The sequence below is a fragment of the Pseudomonas benzopyrenica genome (assembly GCF_036884265.1).
Taxonomy (GTDB): Bacteria; Pseudomonadota; Gammaproteobacteria; order Pseudomonadales; family Pseudomonadaceae; genus Chryseomonas; species Chryseomonas benzopyrenica.
Genome location: NZ_CP145723.1, coordinates 4048453 through 4066905, shown reverse-complemented (window position 1 = coordinate 4066905; position 18453 = coordinate 4048453). Strand labels below are relative to the sequence as shown.

Sequence of the window (18453 nt, the reverse complement as noted above, 5' to 3'; positions counted from 1 at the left end):
GGGAGCCGTCCGCGATGAGAGCGCCATGACTTCCCTGCCTTTCGTTTCCCTTGTGCTTCCCCTGTTGCTGCTGGCCGGCTGGGCGGGTTCGGCCGTCTGGCTGACCGGGCGCCAGCGCTATCTGCAACAGCAACTCGACAGCGCCGCCGAGCGCTACGACATGCTGCGCGACGACCTGCAGCGGGCCGAGCTGGCCAATGGTCGCCAGGTGGTGGAGCTGGGCGCCGAGCGCGAACGCACCGCCGCCCTGCAGCGCCAACTGGAGGCCAATCGCGACCTGGAAGCCGAGTTGCGCCAGCAGACCCGCCAGGCCCAGTTGCAGGCCGCCGAACAACACGCCCTGGCCGAGGCCGCCCGCGCCCAGCTGCAGGGTAGCCAGGAGCAGCTCGCCGAACTGCGCGAACGCCAGCACCGCGAGCAACAGCTGCACGCCGAGGTACAGGAGCGCCATGCGCGTCTGGCCGAAGAGCATGCGACGCTCAGGACCACCCTGGAGCAGAAGGAAGAGCACTTCCAGGCGCAGCAGCTGCTGCTGCGCGAGAGTCGCGAGCAACTCAAGCTGGAATTCGAACAACTGGCCGGACGCATCTTCGACGCCAAGGGCCAGGCCTTCGCCCAGCACAGCCAGCAATCGCTGGATGCGCTGTTGCGGCCGTTCCGCGAGCAGATCGAAGGCTTTCGCGCCAAGGTCGAGGACATCCACCACAAGGATGTCCAGCAGCAGGCGGCCCTTGGCCAGCAACTGCTCGACCTCAAGGAGCTCAACCGCCAGATCACTCAGGAAGCCCATGACCTGGCCACCGCCCTGCGCGGCCAGAAGAAGGCCCAGGGCAACTGGGGTGAACTGATCCTGGAAAATGTGCTGGAGCGTTCCGGCCTGCGCGAGGGTCGCGACTTCGTCCGCGAGCGCAGCTTCACCACCGAGACCGGGCGGCGACGGCCGGACGTGCTGGTCCATCTGCCGCAGAAGAAGCACCTGGTGGTGGACGCCAAGGTATCGCTCAATGCCTATACCCGCTACGTCAACAGTGAGGACGAAGGCGAGCGTCACCTGGCCCTGGGCGAGCACGTGCGCGCCGTGGGCGACCGCATCCGCGAGCTGGCCGATCGCGAGTACTTCAGCCTGCCGGGGCTGAATTCGCCGGAGATGGTCTTTCTCTTCATTCCCATCGAATCGGCCTTCGTCGAAGCGCTCAAGGCCGACGAAAGCCTGTTCCAGCGCGCCATCGAGCAGAACGTGCTGGTGGCCACGCCGACCACCCTGCTGACCAGCCTCAACATCGTCCGCCAGCTCTGGCGCTTCGAGGACCAGAATCGCCACACCGCCGAACTGGCCGAGCGCGCGGGCAAGGTCTACGACAAGCTGCGTACCTTTCTCGGCAGCATGGACGGCATCGGCAAGAGTCTGGACAAGGCCGGCGAAGCCTATCGCAAGGCCTGCGGCCAACTGGTGGGCGGCCCGGGCAACCTGGTCAAGCAGGTGGCCGACTTCAAGGAACTGGGCGTGGCGGTACGCACCGAACTGGACGGTCAGTGGACCGAGCGGGCGGAGCTGGAGCTGACGATGGTCGAGCTGGAAGCCGCGGCCGAATCTTCCGACCAGGGCTGATCTGGCGCTACGGGTTCAGGGGGAGGGCAGGTACGCCTGACCGGTATCAGGCGCACCGGTCAAGACGATAGCGCTTAGTGATGCTCGCGGGTGGCGCGGAATTTGATCTCCGGCCAGCGCTCTTCCATCAGCGCCAGGTTGACCCGGGTTGGCGCCAGATAGGTGAGGTGACCGCCGCCATCCACCGCCAGGTTCTCGAAGGCCTTGTTCTTGAAGTCTTCGAGCTTCTTCTTGTCATCGCACTCGATCCAGCGCGCCGACCAGACGTTGATGGCCTCGTAGGCGCACTCCACCTTGTATTCTTCCTTCAGCCGGCTGGCGACCACGTCGAACTGCAGCACGCCCACCGCGCCCAGCACGATGTCGTTGTTGCGCTCGGGGAAGAACACCTGGGTGGCGCCTTCCTCGGCCAGTTCCTGCAGACCCTGGCGCAGCTGCTTGGATTTCAGCGGATCCTTGAGCCGCACGCGGCGGAACAGTTCCGGGGCGAAGTGCGGGATCCCGGTGAAGCCCAGCAGCTCACCTTCGGTGAAGGTGTCGCCGATCTGGATGGTGCCGTGGTTGTGCAGACCGATGATGTCGCCAGCGAAGGCCTCGTCCAGGTGCTCACGCTCACTGGAGAAGAAGGTCAGGGCGTCGGCGATCTTCAGGTCCTTCTTGATGCGCACGTGGCGCAGCTTCATGCCCTTCTCGTACTTGCCCGAGCAGATGCGCATGAAGGCGATGCGGTCGCGGTGCTTGGGGTCCATGTTCGCCTGGATCTTGAACACGAAGCCGGAGAACTTCTCTTCTACCGGCTCCACCACCCGCTCGTGGGCGGCGCGCGACAGCGGGCGCGGGGCCCAATCCACCACGGCGTCGAGCACCTGGTCGACACCGAAGTTGCCCAGGGCGGTACCAAAGAACACCGGGGTCATCTCGCCACGCAGGAAGGCCTCGCCATCGAATTCATGGCAGGCGCCCTGCACCAGCTCCAGCTCCTCGACGAAGCGGTCGTAGAGATCGCCCAGGTGAGCGCGGGCTTCATCGGAGTCCAGCTTGTCGATGGTCTTGGTGGCGATGCGTTCGTGACCATGGCCGGGGGTGTAGACGTAGATGCGGTCGTCCGAGAGGTGATAGACGCCCTTGAAGTCGCGGTAGCTGCCGATCGGCCAGGTGATGGGCGCGGCCTTGATCTTGAGCACCGCCTCGATCTCGTCGAGCAGTTCGATGGGGTCGCGGATGTCGCGGTCGAGCTTGTTGATGAAGCTGACGATGGGGGTGTCGCGCAGGCGGCAGACGTCCATCAGGGCGATGGTGCGAGGTTCGACGCCCTTGCCGCCGTCGAGCACCATCAGCGCCGAATCCACCGCGGTCAGGGTGCGGTAGGTGTCTTCGGAGAAGTCTTCGTGGCCGGGGGTGTCGAGCAGGTTGATCATGTGCTCGCGGTAGGGGAATTGCATCACCGAGGTGGTGATGGAGATGCCGCGCTGCTTTTCCATCTCCATCCAGTCGGAGGTCGCATGGCGATCGGATTTGCGCGACTTCACCGTGCCCGCGACGGCGATGGCCTGACCCATCAGCAGCAGCTTTTCGGTGATGGTGGTCTTGCCCGCGTCGGGGTGGGAAATGATGGCGAAGGTACGGCGCTTGGCGACTTCGGCGGCCTGGGTGGTCATGGATGAACCTGGGCGGGAAGAAAAAAGAGGGGGCGGAGTATAGCAGAGCGCAGCCTCACCGACTTGGGGCGGTGGGGCTGCCAGGGCTCCGCTCAGCGCTGCGGCTGGATGGTGCCGTCGCAGCAGGGTGGGGTGCGTTTGCGGCGGACCAGCCGCTTGCCCAGGGCCATGCCCGGGATCTCGATGTACCTGTGGGTCAGGCAGGCGAAGGCGAAGACCACTCCCAGCTCCAGCAGTACCATCAGGTTGTCCAGCACGGGGCTGCCGGTGGCGATGTAGCGGATCATGAAGGGCACCGGCACATCATGGGAGGGCGCCACCACCGTGAGATCATGGTGCAGCAGCTTGCCCAGCACGATGAAGGCGCTCTTGAACAAGAAGATCACCGCGGCGTGGCACAGGTAGATCGAGTAGGACAGTACGCCCAGGCGGACGAAGAACCCCTGATGCAGCACGCTGGAGACCAGGCCGCGTTCGAAGGCGAAGGTGAGGATGGTGACGCAGAACACCAGGGTCGCCAGCACGCCCTTCTTGGGCACCGGCAGATCCGAGGTCATCACCGCGACACCCGCGATCAGGCACGCCAGCTCCAGCAGGGTGCCACCGAATTGCCCCTGATTGTGCTGCTTGATCCAGACATAGAGGCGATAGGTGCAGGCGCCGGCGAAAAAGCACGACAGGCCACGAAAGATCTCGGTCTTCAGCGGCAGGATGGGAAACAACAGCTGCACGAAGGCCAGCAGGGCGATCGCCAGGAACCACTGGCGCTGATGACCCTGGCCCTTGAGTACCAGCAAGCCGAATACCAGATAGAGGTAGTACTCGATGCTGATGCTCCAGGAGGGGTAGTTGAAGGAGCCGGTGATGGCCTCGCCCAGCCAGGATTGCAGCAGCAGCAGATTGGGCAGGAATTGTTCGGGCGCGGTGGCGCCGCTGAAGGCCGGATCGTTGAAGCCGATCCCCAGTTTTTCCGCCAACAGGCGACCGCTCTCCAGCAGCACATAGAGGCCCAGCATGGCCAGGTGCAGCGGTAGGATCCGCGCCGAGCGACTGATGGCGAAGTCGCGATAGTCGTCCAGGGTGCGCAGCCGATTTTCGTAGGTGTGCATCAGCACGAAGCCGCTGAGCACAAAGAAGAATTCGACGAACAGGTAGGCATTGGCTATCAGCGGATTTTCCGAGGCAGCCTGAGCGACATAGGTGTGGAAGAGGACAACGGCGACGGCCAATAGACCGCGAAAGCTATCCAGAGCGACGAATCTTTCCATGGGAATTCCCTGACGGTGCAGCAGGACGAGGCAAGCGGAGACAGCGCAGCCGCTAGAGGGAAAGAGAAGGGAGCGGAGGGGTGAACGGTGGCATGGCATCCTAGCTCTTGTGGTAGTGCAAGCGTCTTAATAGTCGAACTATTACTTGCTGTAACAATTTGATCGCATAAAGCCAGCAAGTTCTTGCCTAGCCGTCCATGGCCCTGGCTTTTGTGACGGCAATCACTTGTTTTCAGGCAAATCGCTGACGGGTGGCAGTGGGCGCCGTTCGGCTTCGGCCGTGGCGCCCTTGTCTCAGCGAGGACCCAGGTCGGTGCAGTCGGCCGGCTTCACGTACTTCTGCAGCACGGTCCATTGCGGTCGGGGTTTGCCCTTGACCGGCTCGATCGCCAGCGGATAGTCGCCCCAGTTGGGGCCGGCCGCCCAGTACATGGCCGGAATGCATTCCTTGCGCAGACGGGCCAGCAGCCGGTCCATTGCCGCCAGCCAGCGGGGATCGTTGTCCGGTACGCCAAATTCGCCGATATGGCCACGCTTGCCGTGCTGCTTGAGCCAGGCGATGAAGGGCTCGACCCGGCGGATGCCGACGTCCGGGTCGAAGTCGGTCATGTCCTTCTTGAGGTATTTGCCGCCACCGTCGTTGTCGAAATAGACGTGCGCCGAATAGATCAGGTTGTCGGCCGGGTCCCTGAGGCCGAGCAGCTTGGCGTTGTAGCGCGGCCAGAGATAGCTGCTGGACCAGCCATTACCCTCGATCAGGATCGGGCGCGCCCGGTCCACGTCGCGTACCGCATCGATGCCGTGCTGCGCCGCGATCGGCCACTGCTCAACCGCATCGTGGGGCTCGTTCATGATGTCGTAGGCGGCGAGGGCGGGGTGCTCGTGCCAGCGCTGGGCGATCCGCCGCAGGACATCGGCATAGGCCGGGTAAGGCACTGCCGCGCTGCCGATGATCTGCCCGCGGTATCTCATGTAATTGTGCAGATCCAGGATCACGTGCATGCGATAGCGCTTGGCGTTGTCCAGGGTCTTATCGATCAGCTTGGCATAGGCAGGATCCAGCGGCTGCCCCAGGCGGGGCTGCAGGCGTTCCCAGATGACCGGGAAGCGGATCACGCGGATGCCTTTGGCCGCCCAGCGTCGGTAGTGACCGGCGTCGGGAAAGAAGTAGTTGGTGCCGGGCTTGCCCGGCAATACATGAGGAGCGAAGCCGGCACCGGAGAAGTTCAGTCCGACCAGATCGGTGGGGAAGTCACGCGTATCGGCACGGGTGGCCGGCACGATGGCCAGGCAGAGGAGAGTGAGCAGGGTCGTGAGAGCGGTTTTCAGGCGTAGCGTCATCGGCAAGGTCCCGGACAGTGACGGAAGACGATAGGAGCACGGGTCACGGTGACCCGATTCGCCATGAGGCCCGAAGAGACGTCAGGAAGTTGCGCTGTATTGCTCAGAAGGTGCGCCAGGCGACGTTAATGCCAGGCGAAAGCCGCAGAAATGCGAGCTAGGTAGGGCTGGAGGTTAGCCTGTGCCAGGACGACGCGGGGTCTAGATCCGGGAGGGACGATCAGCCGAACGGAGGGAAAGGGCATTGGAGCGAGCAATGAACTGCCTGTGACTGCTTTCCATCTTTCCATGGCGCAGGCAGATCATTCGAAAGCGGTCTTTAGCGACGCAGGCAGATTCCAGCCCACTGCTCGGCTTCGCGGCGGGCTGAGGCCTCGTCATCGAAGTCGGCGATCAGGCCACCGTGCGCATACACCACCACCCAGTTTTCCACCTTGGGTTGCAGCAGCATTACGGGGGTAGAGGATAGAACAGCGGAGTCCAACGATGCACAAGCCGTCATGTCATTCATAACGTTCCCTTTGAAGTTAGCTCGGTGAATAGTCTGTTTTTATAGCGGTTCCAGAAACGGCGCTTGGTGCTATCACTGGGCCACCTATTGACCGTGTTATGGCTGAATGATCCCTCAAAGCGTCAGCCACTCGTCGGCATGATAAAGAGGTGCCAAAACATCGGCATCGCACTGGCTCACAGAAAGATGTTTCAGTTATGACCGTACGTCAGCTGAGCTGTGTCACGCTCCACGAAACCGAGCCGGTCTGCCATCGCATCTGTGACAGATGTCGCGTCGAGTCTGCAGAGCAGCTAACAGTAAAGGTATTAAATTTATCGTCACATATTCGCCGACTGCTCTAGCACGCGATTCTCGCTTTTCTTCGGGTATCCGAGCCTCTCGCCTGGGCCTTTCACCCTGTCAAGGTGTGTCGCTTTCCGCGATTGGGTTGGCATTGAGCGAGTCTATTGGGTTAGCCTGAAAAGGAGCTGACGAACTATCGACTGCGATGGACGTCAATCTCTTCGGTCGAGGCAAAGCGCCATGTCGCTACGAGAGAGCGACACCCAAGGGCTAGGCAGATCCCGAGATCCGCACCGCCCCGTTGGTCCAGCCGGCATACCCGCCATGCCCTGCTGTGTCTCGACCCTGAACCCGGACAGCCGTCCTGCGCCTCGCCCCTGTCGCGAGGTCCGCACTCGGAAGGCATGCGGCCTGTCCGCCCGTTGAAGGAGCCTGACATGGCGAAGTTCAAGACCCTCCTGCTCGGCTCGGCCGTGGGAGTGGTGATCCTGGCACTGCTGGTGCACTGGATCGGTAGGGATACCCTCAGTACCTATCGCGCGGATCTGCTGTTCTATCTCCAGGCCCACCTCTACCTGGTGGCCGTCTCCATGGTCCTGGCGCTGCTGGTGGGCATTCCCGCCGGGGTATTGCTCAGCAGGCCGCGGTTCGCCCGCAGTGCCGAGCGCTTCATGCAGGTGTTCAACATCGGCAATACCGTGCCGCCGCTCGCGGTGCTGGCCATTGCCCTGGGCGTCGTCGGCATCGGTGACGGGCCGGCGATCCTGGCGCTGTTTCTCGCTTCGCTGCTGCCCATCGTGCGCAACACCTACGAGGGGCTGAAGAACGTGCCGGGCTCGCTCAAGGAAGCGGCCACCGGTATCGGCATGACCCCCACCCAGGTGCTGACCAAGGTGGAGTTGCCCAATGCCGTGCCCATCATCGTCGGTGGGGTGCGGGTGGCCCTGGCGATCAACGTCGGCACCACTCCGCTGGTGTTTCTCATCGGCGCCAACAGCCTGGGCAGTCTGATCTTTCCCGCCATCGCCCTGGAGAACCAGTCACAGCTGCTGCTGGGCGCGGCCGCCACGGCGCTCTTGGCGCTGCTGCTGGATGGCCTGGTGCTGCTCGCCAGTCGCCTCTGGCTGGAACGCGGCCTGGCCCGCTAAGGAGACGAGATGAAGAAGTTGCTTATCGCCCTGGGCGCCGCCTGGTTCGGACTGACGCTGGCCAGTGGTGCCCGGGCTGAGCCCATCCGCATCGGTGCCAAGGTCTTTACCGAGCAGGCCATCCTCGCCGAACTCACCGGGCAGTATCTGTCCAGGCACGGCTACCAGCCGGAGATCGTCGGCGGCCTGGGCAGCACCATCGCCTGGAACGGCGTGAAGAACGCCCAGCTCGACCTCACCTGGGAATACACCGGTACCTCGCTGGTGGCCTACAACCATGTCACCGAGCGCCTGGACAAGGACGCCTCCTACCAGCGGGTCAAGGAACTGGACGCCAAGGCCGGGCTGGCCTGGCTGGCGCCCACCCGCTTCAACAACACCTACGCCCTGGCGCTACCGGAAAAGGTCGCCCAGCAGCATCCCGAGCTGAACAGCATCAGCGACCTGGCCCGGCTGCTCAAGGCCGAGGCCGGCAAGCGCCACCTGACCGCGCTGGACATCGAATTCGCCAACCGTTCCGACGGCCTCGCCGGCCTGGTCAAGGCCTATGGCCTGAACTACACCCGTGACGACATCCGCCAGATGGATCCGGGATTGGTCTATACCGCGCTGCGCAACGGCCAGGTGTTCACTGGGCTGGTCTACACCACCGACGGCCGCCTGGATGCCTTCAGGCTCAAGGTGCTGGAAGACGACAAGGGCTATTTCCCCGACTACACCGCCGCGCCGGTGGTGAACGCCGGGTACCTGGCCAAGCACCCGGATCTCGCCGCGTTGCTGAGGCCCCTGGCGGAAAGCCTGGACCAGGCCACCATGCGCCAGCTCAACGCCAAGGTGGACATCGAGCGGCAGACGCCGGCCCAGGTGGCCCGCGACTTTCTCGCCCAGCACCCCCTAAGCGGAGGGCAATGACCCCATGGATTTCGTCACCTCCTTCAATCACATCGACTGGCTGCAGGTCCTCGACCTGACCCGCCAGCACATCACCCTGGTGGGCATCGCCGTGACCCTGGCGATCCTGGTAGGCGTGCCCCTGGGCATCCTCATGACCCGCTACCCCGCGCTGGCCGGACCGCTACAGGCGGTGGCCACGATAGTCATGACGCTGCCTTCGATCGCCCTGTTCGGCCTTCTGCTGCCCTTCTACTCCAAGTTTGGCCAAGGCCTCGGTCCGCTGCCGGCCATCACCGCGGTGTTCCTCTATTCGCTGCTGCCGATCCTGAGAAACACCTACCTGGCGTTGACCAGCGTCGAGCCCGGCATCCGCGAAGCGGGCGCCGGCATCGGCATGACCTTCTGGCAGCGCCTGCGCATGGTCGAGCTGCCCATCGCCTTGCCGGTGATCCTCGCCGGGGTACGCACTGCCGTGGTCATGAACATCGGCGTCATGACCATCGCCGCCACCATCGGCGCCGGCGGCCTGGGCGTGCTCATCCTCACCGCCATCAGCCGCAGTGACATGGCCACCCTCATCGTCGGCGCCGTGCTGGTCAGCCTGCTGGCCATCGTCGCCGACCTCGTCCTGCAGTGGCTGCAACGCCGCCTCACCCCGCGCGGCCTGCGCAGCGCCCTTTAAGGAGCCCCAGATGATCGAACTCGACCGCCTGACCAAGACCTTCAAGCAGCACGGCAAGGACGTGACCGCGGTGGATGCCGTGAGCCTCACCGTGGAGGAGGGCCAGATCTGCGTCTTCCTCGGCCCCTCCGGCTGCGGCAAGACCACCACCCTGAAGATGATCAACCGCCTCATCGAGCCCACCTCCGGGCGGGTGCTGATCAATGGCGAGGACACCACCGGCATCGACGAGGTGACCCTCAGACGCCATATCGGTTATGTGATCCAGCAGATCGGTCTGTTCCCCAACATGACCATCGAGGAAAACATCACCGTGGTGCCCAAGCTGCTGGGCTGGGACAAGAAGAGGTGCCGCGAGCGCGCCACCGAGCTGATGAGCATGGTGCAGCTGGAGCCCAAGCAGTACCTGTCGCGCTATCCACGCGAACTGTCCGGTGGCCAGCAGCAGCGCATCGGGGTGATCCGTGCCCTGGCGGCCGAGGCGCCGCTGTTGCTGATGGACGAACCCTTCGGCGCGGTGGACCCGATCAACCGCGACGCTATCCAGAACGAGTTCTTCCAGATGCAGCGGGCGCTGAATAAGACGGTGATCATGGTCAGCCATGACATCGACGAAGCCATCCGCCTGGGCGACAAGATCGCCGTGTTCCGCGGCGGGCGCCTGGTGCAGTTCGATCATCCGGACACCCTGCTGGCCCACCCTAAGGATGAGTTCGTCAGCAACTTCGTCGGCCAGGACAGCACCCTCAAGCGCCTGCTGCTGATTCGTGCCGAGGATGCCGCCGACAACGCGCCCGCGATCCAGGCCGAGACGCTGATCGGCGATGCCGTGGAGTTGATGGAAGAGCACGATCGCCGCCATGTGGTGGTGACGGATGCCGCCAACAAGGGCCTAGGCTACGTGCGTCGGCGTGACCTGCGCGGGCAGAGCGGCCCGGTGGCGCCCTTCATCACCCCGTTCAAGGCCACCGCGGCCTTCGACGAGCACCTGCGCATCCTCTTGTCGCGCATGTACCAGTTCAACACGTCCTGGCTGCCGGTGCTCAGCGCCGACAACGACTTCCTTGGCGAGGTCACCCAGGAATCCATCGCCGACTACCTCAGCAGCGGTCGTTCGCGGGGCAAGACCACCATCGTCTCGCCCGCGGAGCAGGTAGCGGGGTAGGGCACGGAAAGCCTAGCGGCGCAGAGGCTGTTCAAAGGCTCTCAGGGGCGGATCTCGATCATGGTGCCGTCCTTGACCAGCCCCCAGACCTCGCGCATGTCGTGGTTGGTCATGGCGATGCAGCCCTCGGTCCAGTTCAGCGAGTTGAAGTACCACTCCGGGTACTCCTCGTCGATGGGGGTGCCGTGCAGCATGATCATGCTGCCGGGACGCACGCCGGCCTGACTGGCGCGCGCCAGGTCCTCACGATTGGGATAGGAGATGTGCATGGCCAGGTTGAATTTGTCGCTGGTCTTGCGCCAGTCGATCCAATAGAAGCCTTCCGGGGTACGCTTGTCGCCCTCGCGCAACTTGGGACCGCGGGGATTCTTGCCCAGCGAGATGCGGTAGGACTTCATCACGGTGTCGCCGCTGAGCAGTTGCAGCTGATTGCGCGACTTGATGACCAGCACCTTGTCGATCAGCGGCGCAGCCGGCTGGCGGATCACCGTGACGCTGGTACTGGCCTGGGCCAGCTGGGGAAGCAACGAACCGCACAGCACATAGCAGAGCGCCAACAACAGGTGCAACGGACGCATGTCGAGAAGATCCTCGGAAGAGCTCAGAGCCTGTTCAAGGTCTCGCGAGCAGACGTTGAACAGGCCCTTAGGCAGGCTTGGGTGCGACCACCATGGGCGCCATGCCCTCATGGCGCAGTGAAAACTCGCCGCGGCGGCGGTCAGCGAAAAAGCATTCTAGTGTTCGCTTGATGGTCGGAAAAGCCAGAGACGACCAGGGGATGTCGGCTTCGTCCAGAAGGCGCACGTCCAGGCTTTCTTCGCCGACGCCAAAGCGTCCGTCGACCAGCTCGCCGCGGAACAGCATGTAGATCTGGTCGATGTGCGGCAGATCGAAGAGCGTATAGAGCTCCAGGTCCTGCACCTGCGCGCCGGCTTCCTCGAAGGTCTCGCGGGCGGCGGCCTCGGTGGTGGTCTCGCCGTTTTCCATGAAGCCTGCCGGCAGCGTCCAGTAGCCCTTGCGCGGCTCGATGGCGCGCTGGCAGAGCAGCACCCGGCCTTCCCAGGTTGCCAGACAGCCGGCCACCACCCGTGGGTTCTGGTAATGCACCGCGCCGCACTGGCTGCAGACCAGGCGCATGCGGTTGTCGCCCGCGGGAATGCGTTCTTCCAGCAGGCCGCCACAGTGGTTGCAATGCTTCATGATTCATCCTCGTTTTGCTGCAGTGTGCCGGGGCGATCGCGGGCCTCGCAAGCGATGGCTGGGCTTGGGATTGCCCGGCGGGCGTGCCATGATCCAGGGGATACGATGAGCAAGGGAGAATTCCGGCGTGGATGAGTTGCTCCAGCGCCTGCGTCACTATCGGCCGCGCACCCTGAGCGGCACCGAGAACCATCAGGAAGCGGCGGTGCTGGTGCCCATCATTCGTGGCGAGCATCCCGAATTGCTGCTCACCCTGAGGGCCAGCAACCTGTCCACCCATGGCGGCGAGGTGGCCCTGCCGGGCGGCCGGCGCGATCCCGAGGACGTCGATCTGATCGCCACCGCCCTGCGCGAGGCCGAGGAAGAGGTCGGGCTGCCGCCAGGCCTGGTGGAGGTGATCGCGCCCCTGAGTCCGCTGGTGTCACGCTACGGCCTGGCGGTGACGCCCATCGTCGCCCTGATTCCCGATCAGCTCGAATACGTCCCCAGCGAAGCCGAGATCGCCGCGATCTTTACCGTGCCCCTGCAGTTCTTCTGCGAGGTACCGCCGGATTACACCCTCAGGGTCGACCACGACGGCCTGCGTTGGCAGGTGCCCAGCTATCAGTATGGCGAGCACCGCATCTGGGGACTGACCGCGGTGATCATCGTCGAGCTGGTCAACCTGCTGTACGACGCCGGTATCGTGCTCAAGGCACCGCCCAGGCGGGATTGAGCGGTAGGCTCTGTACGAAAAGTCGCCGAGCGAAGGTCAGGCGAGGAGAAAAGCGCTGAGGAAGCGGACCGGGCTCGCGAACGAGTTTACGAGTGGTAAATGAGCATTGCGACGGGGCCGCCCAGGCCGGGCTGGCGATCCAGGCGTTTTTCAACGAAGCATCACCGAGCGCAGGCCTTTTCGTGCAGAGCCTAGCGACAAGGTAAAGGCACATGCCAAGTCGGACGTTAACGGGCACAATGCGCGGCCATTCGAGGGAAGCCGCATGACCACCGCCAATTCACCCGTGCGTTCGCCCTGCGTCCATGTCTGTGCCCTGGACGAACAGGACATCTGCATCGGTTGCCAGCGCAGCGCCGCCGAGATCACCCGCTGGATGTCCATGAGCGACAGCGAGCGCCGCGAGGTGCTGCTGCGCTGCGACGAGCGGGCGCGGGCGGGCGGTGCGGCCTTCCTGACCTGATATCAGCCGGAGAGATCTGTCATGCCCCGTATCGGTACCCCCCTGTCCCCCAGCGCCACCCGCGTGCTGCTCTGCGGCTCCGGCGAACTGGGCAAGGAAGTCGTCATCGAGCTGCAGCGTCTGGGCGTCGAGGTCATCGCCGTGGATCGCTACGCCGATGCCCCGGCCATGCAGGTCGCCCACCGCAGCCACGTCATCGACATGCTCGACGGCGCCGCGCTGCGCGCGGTGATCGAGCGCGAGCAGCCGCACTTCATCGTGCCGGAAATCGAAGCCATCGCCACCGCCACCCTGGTGGAACTGGAAGGCGAGGGCTACACCGTGGTGCCCACTGCCCGCGCGGCCCAGCTGACCATGAATCGCGAAGGCATCCGTCGCCTCGCCGCCGAGGAGCTGGGCCTGCCCACCTCGCCCTATCACTTCGCCGACACCTACGAAGACTACGCCGCCGCCGCCGAGGCGCTGGGCTATCCCTGCGTGGTCAAGCCGATCATGAGTTCCTCGGGCAAGGGCCAGAGCCTGCTGCGTAGCGCCGATGAGCTGCAGGCCGCCTGGCAGTACGCCCAGGAAGGCGGGCGTGCCGGCAAGGGCCGGGTGATCGTCGAGGGCTTCGTCGACTTCGACTACGAGATCACCCTGCTGACCGTGCGCCATGTCGGCGGCACCGCCTTCTGCGCACCGGTCGGGCATCGTCAGGTCAAGGGCGACTACCACGAGTCCTGGCAGCCCCAGGCCATGAGCGACAAGGCCCTGGCCGAATCCGAGCGGGTCGCTCGCGCCGTCACCGAGGCCCTGGGCGGTCGCGGTCTGTTCGGCGTGGAGCTGTTCGTCAAGGGCGACCAGGTCTGGTTCAGCGAAGTCTCGCCACGTCCCCATGACACCGGTCTGGTGACCCTGATCTCCCAGGACCTGTCCGAATTCGCCCTGCACGCCCGCGCTATCCTCGGTCTGCCGATCCCTACCATCCGCCAGTTCGGCCCCTCGGCCTCGGCGGTGATCCTGGTGGACGGCGAGTCGCGGCAGACCGCCTTCGGCAACCTCGGCGCGGCCCTGGCCGAACCCGACACCGCGCTGCGCCTGTTCGGCAAGCCGGAGGTCAAGGGGCAGCGGCGCATGGGCGTGGCCCTGGCTCGCGACGAAAGCATCGAGGCGGCGCGCGCCAAGGCCGTGCGTGCTTCCCAGGCGGTGAAGGTCGAGCTGTAACGCCGTCTGCGCACCAAGAAAAGGGCCCTGCGGGGCCCTTTTTCATGCGCTGAAGAATCTACAGCGATTGATCGCGGGTTTCGCGCATGCAGAGCACCGCCACCAGGCTGATGGCCGCCGCCGCCGAGACGTAGCCGCCCACCCAGCTCAGGCCGCCGGCTTCCACCAGTTGCTGCGCGGCATAGGGCGCCAGGGAGGCGCCAAGGATGCCGCCCAGGTTGTAGGCCGCCGAGGCGCCGGTGTAGCGTACCCGGGTCGGGAAGATTTCCGGCAGCAGGGCGCCCATGGGACCGAAGGTCATGCCCATGAGAAACAGTTCCAGCGCCAGGAACAGGCCGACCGCCTGGCTGGAGCCGTGGGTCAGCAGCGGCTCCATGGCGAAGCCCGACAGCAGGGCGGCGATGGCGCTCACCGCCAGCACCGGCTTGCGGCCGAAGCGATCCGCCAGCCAGGCCGACAGCGGCGTGGCCAGGGCCATGAACAGCACCGCGATGCACAGCAGGCCGAGGAATTCCTGCCGGCTGTAACCAAGATTCTTCACCCCGTAGCTCAGCGAGAACACCGTGGAGATGTAGAAGAGGGCGTAGCACACCACCATGCTCAGGGCGCCCAGCAGCACCGCCTTGCCGTGCTTGCCGAAGGTTTCGACCATGGGCAGGCGCAGCTTCTCGCGGCGGGCCATGGCCTCGGCGAACACCGGCGTCTCGTGCAGCGACAGCCGCACATAGAGGCCGACCACCACCAGCAGGGCGCTGAGCAGGAAGGGGATGCGCCAGCCCCAGGCACGGAATTGCTCATCGTCCAGCAGCAGCGCCAGAGCCAGGAACAGGCCGTTAGCCATGAGGAAGCCGATGGAGGGGCCGAGCTGGGGAAACATGCCGAACCAGGCGCGCTTGCCAGGCGGGGCGTTCTCGGTGGCCAGCAGCGCCGCACCACCCCATTCGCCACCCAGACCCAGGCCCTGGCCGAATCTCAGCAGGCACAGCAGGATGGGGGCCCAGACACCGATGCTGGCGTAGCCGGGCAGGAGACCGATCAGGGTGGTGGAGATGCCCATCAGCAGCAGCGAGGCCACCAGGGTGGATTTGCGCCCGATGCGATCACCGAAGTGGCCGAACAGCAGCGAACCCAGGGGACGCGCCAGAAAGGCGATGCCAAAGGTGATGAAGGCGCTGAGGGTCTGGGCCATGCCCGAGCCCTGGGGAAAGAACACCGGGCCGATCACCAGGGCCGCGGCCGTGGCATAGACATAGAAATCGTAGAACTCGATGGCGGTGCCGATGAAGCTGGCGGTGGCCACGCGGGTGGGGGAATTGCGCGGCACGGAAGTGGGCGCGTCGAAGGCGGCAGCGGTCGTGGACATGCAGAGATACCGGGCAGTCGTTCTTGTAGGAGGCGTCTGCCGGAGCGGCCCGATGGGGCAGCGGCTGTCCGAGGATGGGGACGGGCGTGACGACCTGTTATGACGTGCCGGGCGCGACCTGGCTGTTGGCCGGGTCGCGCCGAACGTGGTTCGGTCGTCTGATTATGCAGGTAGCGGAATGAGGACTGTCAACGATGCAGGATGAATTCCCGCACCAGCTTGCTCCCGAAGTAGGCCAGCATCAGCAGGATGAAGCCCAGCAGCGTCCAGCGAATCGCCCGGTGGCCGCGCCAGCCCAGCCGATTGCGACCCCACAGCAGAATGCCGAACACCACCCAGGCGATGCAGGAGAGCACCGTCTTGTGCACCAGGTGCTGAGCGAACATGTCCTCGACAAAGAACCAGCCGGAGATCAGCGACAGCGACAGCACCACCCAGCCGGCCCAGAGAAAGCCGAACAGCAGGCTTTCCATGGTCTGCAGCGGGGGAAAGCTGCGGATCAGGCCGGACGGATGCTTGTTCTTGAGCTGGCGATCCTGGATCAGCAGCAGCAGCGACTGCAGCACCGCCAGGGTGAAGAGACCGTAGGCGATGATCGACAGCAGCACGTGCACGACGATCTTGGGCGAGACGTCCAGCGGGGTCACGGTGCCGGGCGGTACGAATTCGGCCAGCAGCGCGGTGATGGCGCCGAGGGGATAGATCAGCACCAGCAAGGGTTGCAACGGCATGCGCAGGCAGCCGATCAGCATCAGGGCGATGGCGGTCGCCGAGATCAGACTGGAAGCGTCGAAGAAGTCCAGGCTGAGGGTCGGTTCGAGGATCAGCTGCAGATAGACGGCCAGGGCGTGGGGCAGCAGGGCCAGGATGCCGGCGCCCAGGACCAGGGGCTTGCTCGACGGCTGCTTACGCAGCAGGCAACTGCCCTGGTAGAGGGTCGCGAGCAGATAGAGGGCAGCGGCCAGGAGGGTGGGCAGCAGGGCGTGCATGGTCCGGTTTCAGCAGAGCGGAAAGCAGGCGAGTGTGGCACAGACAGGGCGGTACAGAAAGTCCGAGCCACGCCCTGATGCTGGCTGGCTGGATCGGGCGAACCCTGGCCGCTGTCGGGTGGTCCCATGAAGTACATATCTAGAAGAGGTCGCGACCATGCTTAAATTTCTCGGCGGTACCATGGGCATCATTTTTCTGATCGGCCTGGTGGTGGTCATCGGCATCTTCTCGCTGATTTTCTGATCCCGTCCCCTCAGGCATCGGCCCTGATGCCGATGCCTGTCCTTGCTTCCTCAGCTGCTCGCCAAGGCGGGCGCTGCTGACGGATTCACGCGGTAACCGGCCCCAGCGGCTATCCCTGGTCAGGCGCTCTTTCGTTATACTTGTCGGTCAGCCGCCGTTTCTGCCCTGGATGTCCGCATGTTCGAGAATCTCACAGACCGCCTGTCCCAAAGCCTGCGCCACATTACCGGCAAGGCCAAGCTCACCGAAGACAACATCAAGGACACCCTGCGCGAGGTGCGCATGGCGCTGCTCGAGGCGGACGTCGCCCTGCCGGTGGTCAAGGAATTCGTCAACCGGGTCAAGGAGCGGGCGGTCGGCACCGAGGTGTCCAAGAGCCTGACTCCGGGCCAGGCCTTCGTGAAGATCGTGCGTGCCGAACTCGAAGCCATCATGGGCGCGGCCAACGAAGACCTGGCGCTCAACGTGGCGCCGCCGGCGGTCATCCTCATGGCCGGCCTGCAGGGCGCGGGCAAGACCACCACCGCGGGCAAGCTGGCGCGCTTCCTCAAGGAGCGCAAGAAGAAGACCGTCATGGTCGTCTCCGCCGACGTCTATCGTCCGGCCGCCATCAAGCAGCTGGAAACCCTGGCCAGCGAGGTGGGGGTCACCTTCTTCCCCTCCGACATCAGCCAGAAGCCGGTGGAGATCGCCCAGGCCGCCATTCGCGAAGCCAAGCTCAAATTTATCGATGTGGTGATCGTCGACACCGCCGGTCGTCTGCACATCGACAGCGAGATGATGGCGGAGATCCAGCAGGTCCACGCCGCCGCCAAGCCGGCCGAGACCCTGTTCGTGGTCGACGCCATGACCGGTCAGGACGCCGCCAACACCGCCAAGGCCTTCAACGATGCCCTGCCGCTCACCGGCGTGATCCTGACCAAGGTCGACGGTGACGCCCGTGGCGGTGCCGCCCTGTCGGTCCGCCACATCACTGGCAAGCCGATCAAGTTCATCGGCATGGGCGAGAAGAGCGAAGCCCTTGATCCCTTCCACCCGGACCGTGTCGCTTCGCGCATCCTCGGCATGGGCGACGTCCTCTCGCTGATCGAGCAGGCCGAGCAGACCCTGGATCGCGAGAAGGCCGACAAACTGGCCAAGAAGCTCAAGAAGGGCAAGGGCTTCGATCTCGAGGATTTCCGCGACCAGCTGCGCCAGATGAAGAACATGGGCGGCCTGGGTTCGCTGATGGACAAGCTGCCGACCATGATGGGTGGCATGAACATCCAGCAGATGGGCAATGCCCAGGGCGCGGCGGAAAAGCACTTCAAGCAGATGGAAGCCATCATCGACTCCATGACCCCGGCCGAGCGCCGCGATCCGGAACTGATCAGCGGCTCGCGCAAGAAGCGCATCGCTCTGGGCTCCGGTACCCAGGTGCAGGACGTCGGCCGCCTCATCAAGCAGCACAAGCAGATGCAGAAGATGATGAAGAAGGTCACCGCCAAGGGCGGCATGGCCAAGATGATGCGCGGCATGGGCAGCATGTTCCCTGGCGGCGGCATGCCCAAGATGTGATTTTCCGGTGCCGCCCGTCGCCAGATGGCCGGCATTGGAAAGGGCTCTGCGTGGGGCGTCGGCACCAGTGCTGATGCACCTTCGCGAGCGACGAGGCTCCGCTGCTGGAGTCTCCAGGCTGCCGCAATGCCGAGGGTACCGTTTAAAGCCATTGGCAA

17 protein-coding genes are annotated in these 18453 nt (G+C 64.5%); 9 read left to right on the top strand and 8 right to left on the bottom strand.

The features are described 5' to 3' along the window. Window positions 1–25 precede the first annotated feature (25 nt). Entirely contained in the window at window positions 26–1609 is a 1584-nt protein-coding gene (gene rmuC, locus V6W80_RS19345; RefSeq protein WP_338545122.1) for a DNA recombination protein RmuC, read from the top strand. A 74-nt stretch (window positions 1610–1683) separates the two neighbouring features. Here the strand turns inward: rmuC and V6W80_RS19340 are convergent, their stop codons facing one another. The 4 genes from V6W80_RS19340 to V6W80_RS19325 form a co-directional block, all read right to left on the bottom strand. Further along, on the bottom strand, window positions 1684–3267 hold the full coding sequence (locus tag V6W80_RS19340; protein ID WP_064307861.1) for a peptide chain release factor 3: 1584 nt from the start codon (window positions 3265–3267) through the stop codon (window positions 1684–1686). Window positions 3268–3359: 92 nt separating this feature from the next. Further along, entirely contained in the window at window positions 3360–4535 is a 1176-nt protein-coding gene (locus V6W80_RS19335; RefSeq protein WP_338545121.1) for an acyltransferase family protein, read from the bottom strand. Window positions 4536–4829: 294 nt separating this feature from the next. After that, window positions 4830–5876, bottom strand: coding sequence for a glycoside hydrolase family 5 protein (locus V6W80_RS19330; RefSeq protein WP_160923872.1), 1047 nt, complete (start codon window positions 5874–5876; stop codon window positions 4830–4832). Window positions 5877–6195: 319 nt separating this feature from the next. Further along, a complete protein-coding gene (locus V6W80_RS19325) occupies window positions 6196–6387 on the bottom strand; it encodes a hypothetical protein (RefSeq protein WP_143075287.1) in 192 nt (63 codons plus the stop codon). A 722-nt stretch (window positions 6388–7109) separates the two neighbouring features. Between V6W80_RS19325 and V6W80_RS19320 the strand changes: the two genes are divergently transcribed. The 4 genes from V6W80_RS19320 to V6W80_RS19305 are packed head-to-tail and all read left to right on the top strand — an operon-like array spanning window position 7110 to window position 10561. Next, the gene (locus tag V6W80_RS19320; RefSeq protein ID WP_017640809.1) at window positions 7110–7820 is read left to right on the top strand and encodes an ABC transporter permease; all 711 of its coding nucleotides are present in this window, start codon (window positions 7110–7112) and stop codon (window positions 7818–7820) included. Window positions 7821–7829: 9 nt separating this feature from the next. Further along, window positions 7830–8732, top strand: coding sequence for a glycine betaine ABC transporter substrate-binding protein (locus V6W80_RS19315; protein ID WP_338545120.1), 903 nt, complete (start codon window positions 7830–7832; stop codon window positions 8730–8732). Window positions 8733–8736: 4 nt separating this feature from the next. Then, complete coding sequence (locus V6W80_RS19310) at window positions 8737–9396, top strand: ABC transporter permease (protein WP_338545119.1); 660 nt, start codon at window positions 8737–8739, stop codon at window positions 9394–9396. Between the two features lie 10 nt (window positions 9397–9406). Continuing rightward, window positions 9407–10561 (top strand): ABC transporter ATP-binding protein, encoded by a 1155-nt coding sequence (locus tag V6W80_RS19305; protein ID WP_064307864.1) that lies wholly within the window; start codon window positions 9407–9409, stop codon window positions 10559–10561. A gap of 41 nt (window positions 10562–10602) precedes the next feature. Here V6W80_RS19305 and V6W80_RS19300 read toward each other — a convergent pair whose 3' ends face one another. Next, the gene (locus tag V6W80_RS19300) at window positions 10603–11076 is read right to left on the bottom strand and encodes a L,D-transpeptidase family protein (protein WP_371099786.1); all 474 of its coding nucleotides are present in this window, start codon (window positions 11074–11076) and stop codon (window positions 10603–10605) included. Window positions 11077–11206: 130 nt separating this feature from the next. Next, window positions 11207–11761, bottom strand: coding sequence for an NUDIX hydrolase (locus V6W80_RS19295; protein ID WP_064307865.1), 555 nt, complete (start codon window positions 11759–11761; stop codon window positions 11207–11209). 127 nt (window positions 11762–11888) lie between these two features. Between V6W80_RS19295 and V6W80_RS19290 the strand changes: the two genes are divergently transcribed. The 3 genes from V6W80_RS19290 (at window position 11889) to purT (ending at window position 14142) form a co-directional block, all read left to right on the top strand. Next, window positions 11889–12476, top strand: coding sequence for a CoA pyrophosphatase (locus tag V6W80_RS19290; RefSeq protein WP_017640803.1), 588 nt, complete (start codon window positions 11889–11891; stop codon window positions 12474–12476). Window positions 12477–12741: 265 nt separating this feature from the next. After that, complete coding sequence (locus tag V6W80_RS19285; RefSeq protein WP_017640802.1) at window positions 12742–12939, top strand: DUF1289 domain-containing protein; 198 nt, start codon at window positions 12742–12744, stop codon at window positions 12937–12939. 21 nt (window positions 12940–12960) lie between these two features. After that, on the top strand, window positions 12961–14142 hold the full coding sequence (gene purT, locus V6W80_RS19280; RefSeq protein WP_173149037.1) for a formate-dependent phosphoribosylglycinamide formyltransferase: 1182 nt from the start codon (window positions 12961–12963) through the stop codon (window positions 14140–14142). A 58-nt stretch (window positions 14143–14200) separates the two neighbouring features. Here purT and V6W80_RS19275 read toward each other — a convergent pair whose 3' ends face one another. Together V6W80_RS19275 and V6W80_RS19270 are read right to left on the bottom strand one after the other, a co-directional pair. Further along, entirely contained in the window at window positions 14201–15505 is a 1305-nt protein-coding gene (locus V6W80_RS19275; RefSeq protein ID WP_338545118.1) for an MFS transporter, read from the bottom strand. A gap of 188 nt (window positions 15506–15693) precedes the next feature. Further along, window positions 15694–16494 carry a cytochrome C assembly family protein gene (locus V6W80_RS19270; protein ID WP_017640798.1) on the bottom strand — a complete coding sequence of 267 codons (801 nt, stop codon included), beginning with the start codon at window positions 16492–16494 and terminating at the stop codon, window positions 15694–15696. Window positions 16495–16915: 421 nt separating this feature from the next. On the opposite strand from V6W80_RS19270, the gene ffh reads away from it, so the two are divergent. Beyond that, a complete protein-coding gene (gene ffh, locus V6W80_RS19265) occupies window positions 16916–18295 on the top strand; it encodes a signal recognition particle protein (protein WP_338545117.1) in 1380 nt (459 codons plus the stop codon). Window positions 18296–18453: the final 158 nt, after the last annotated feature.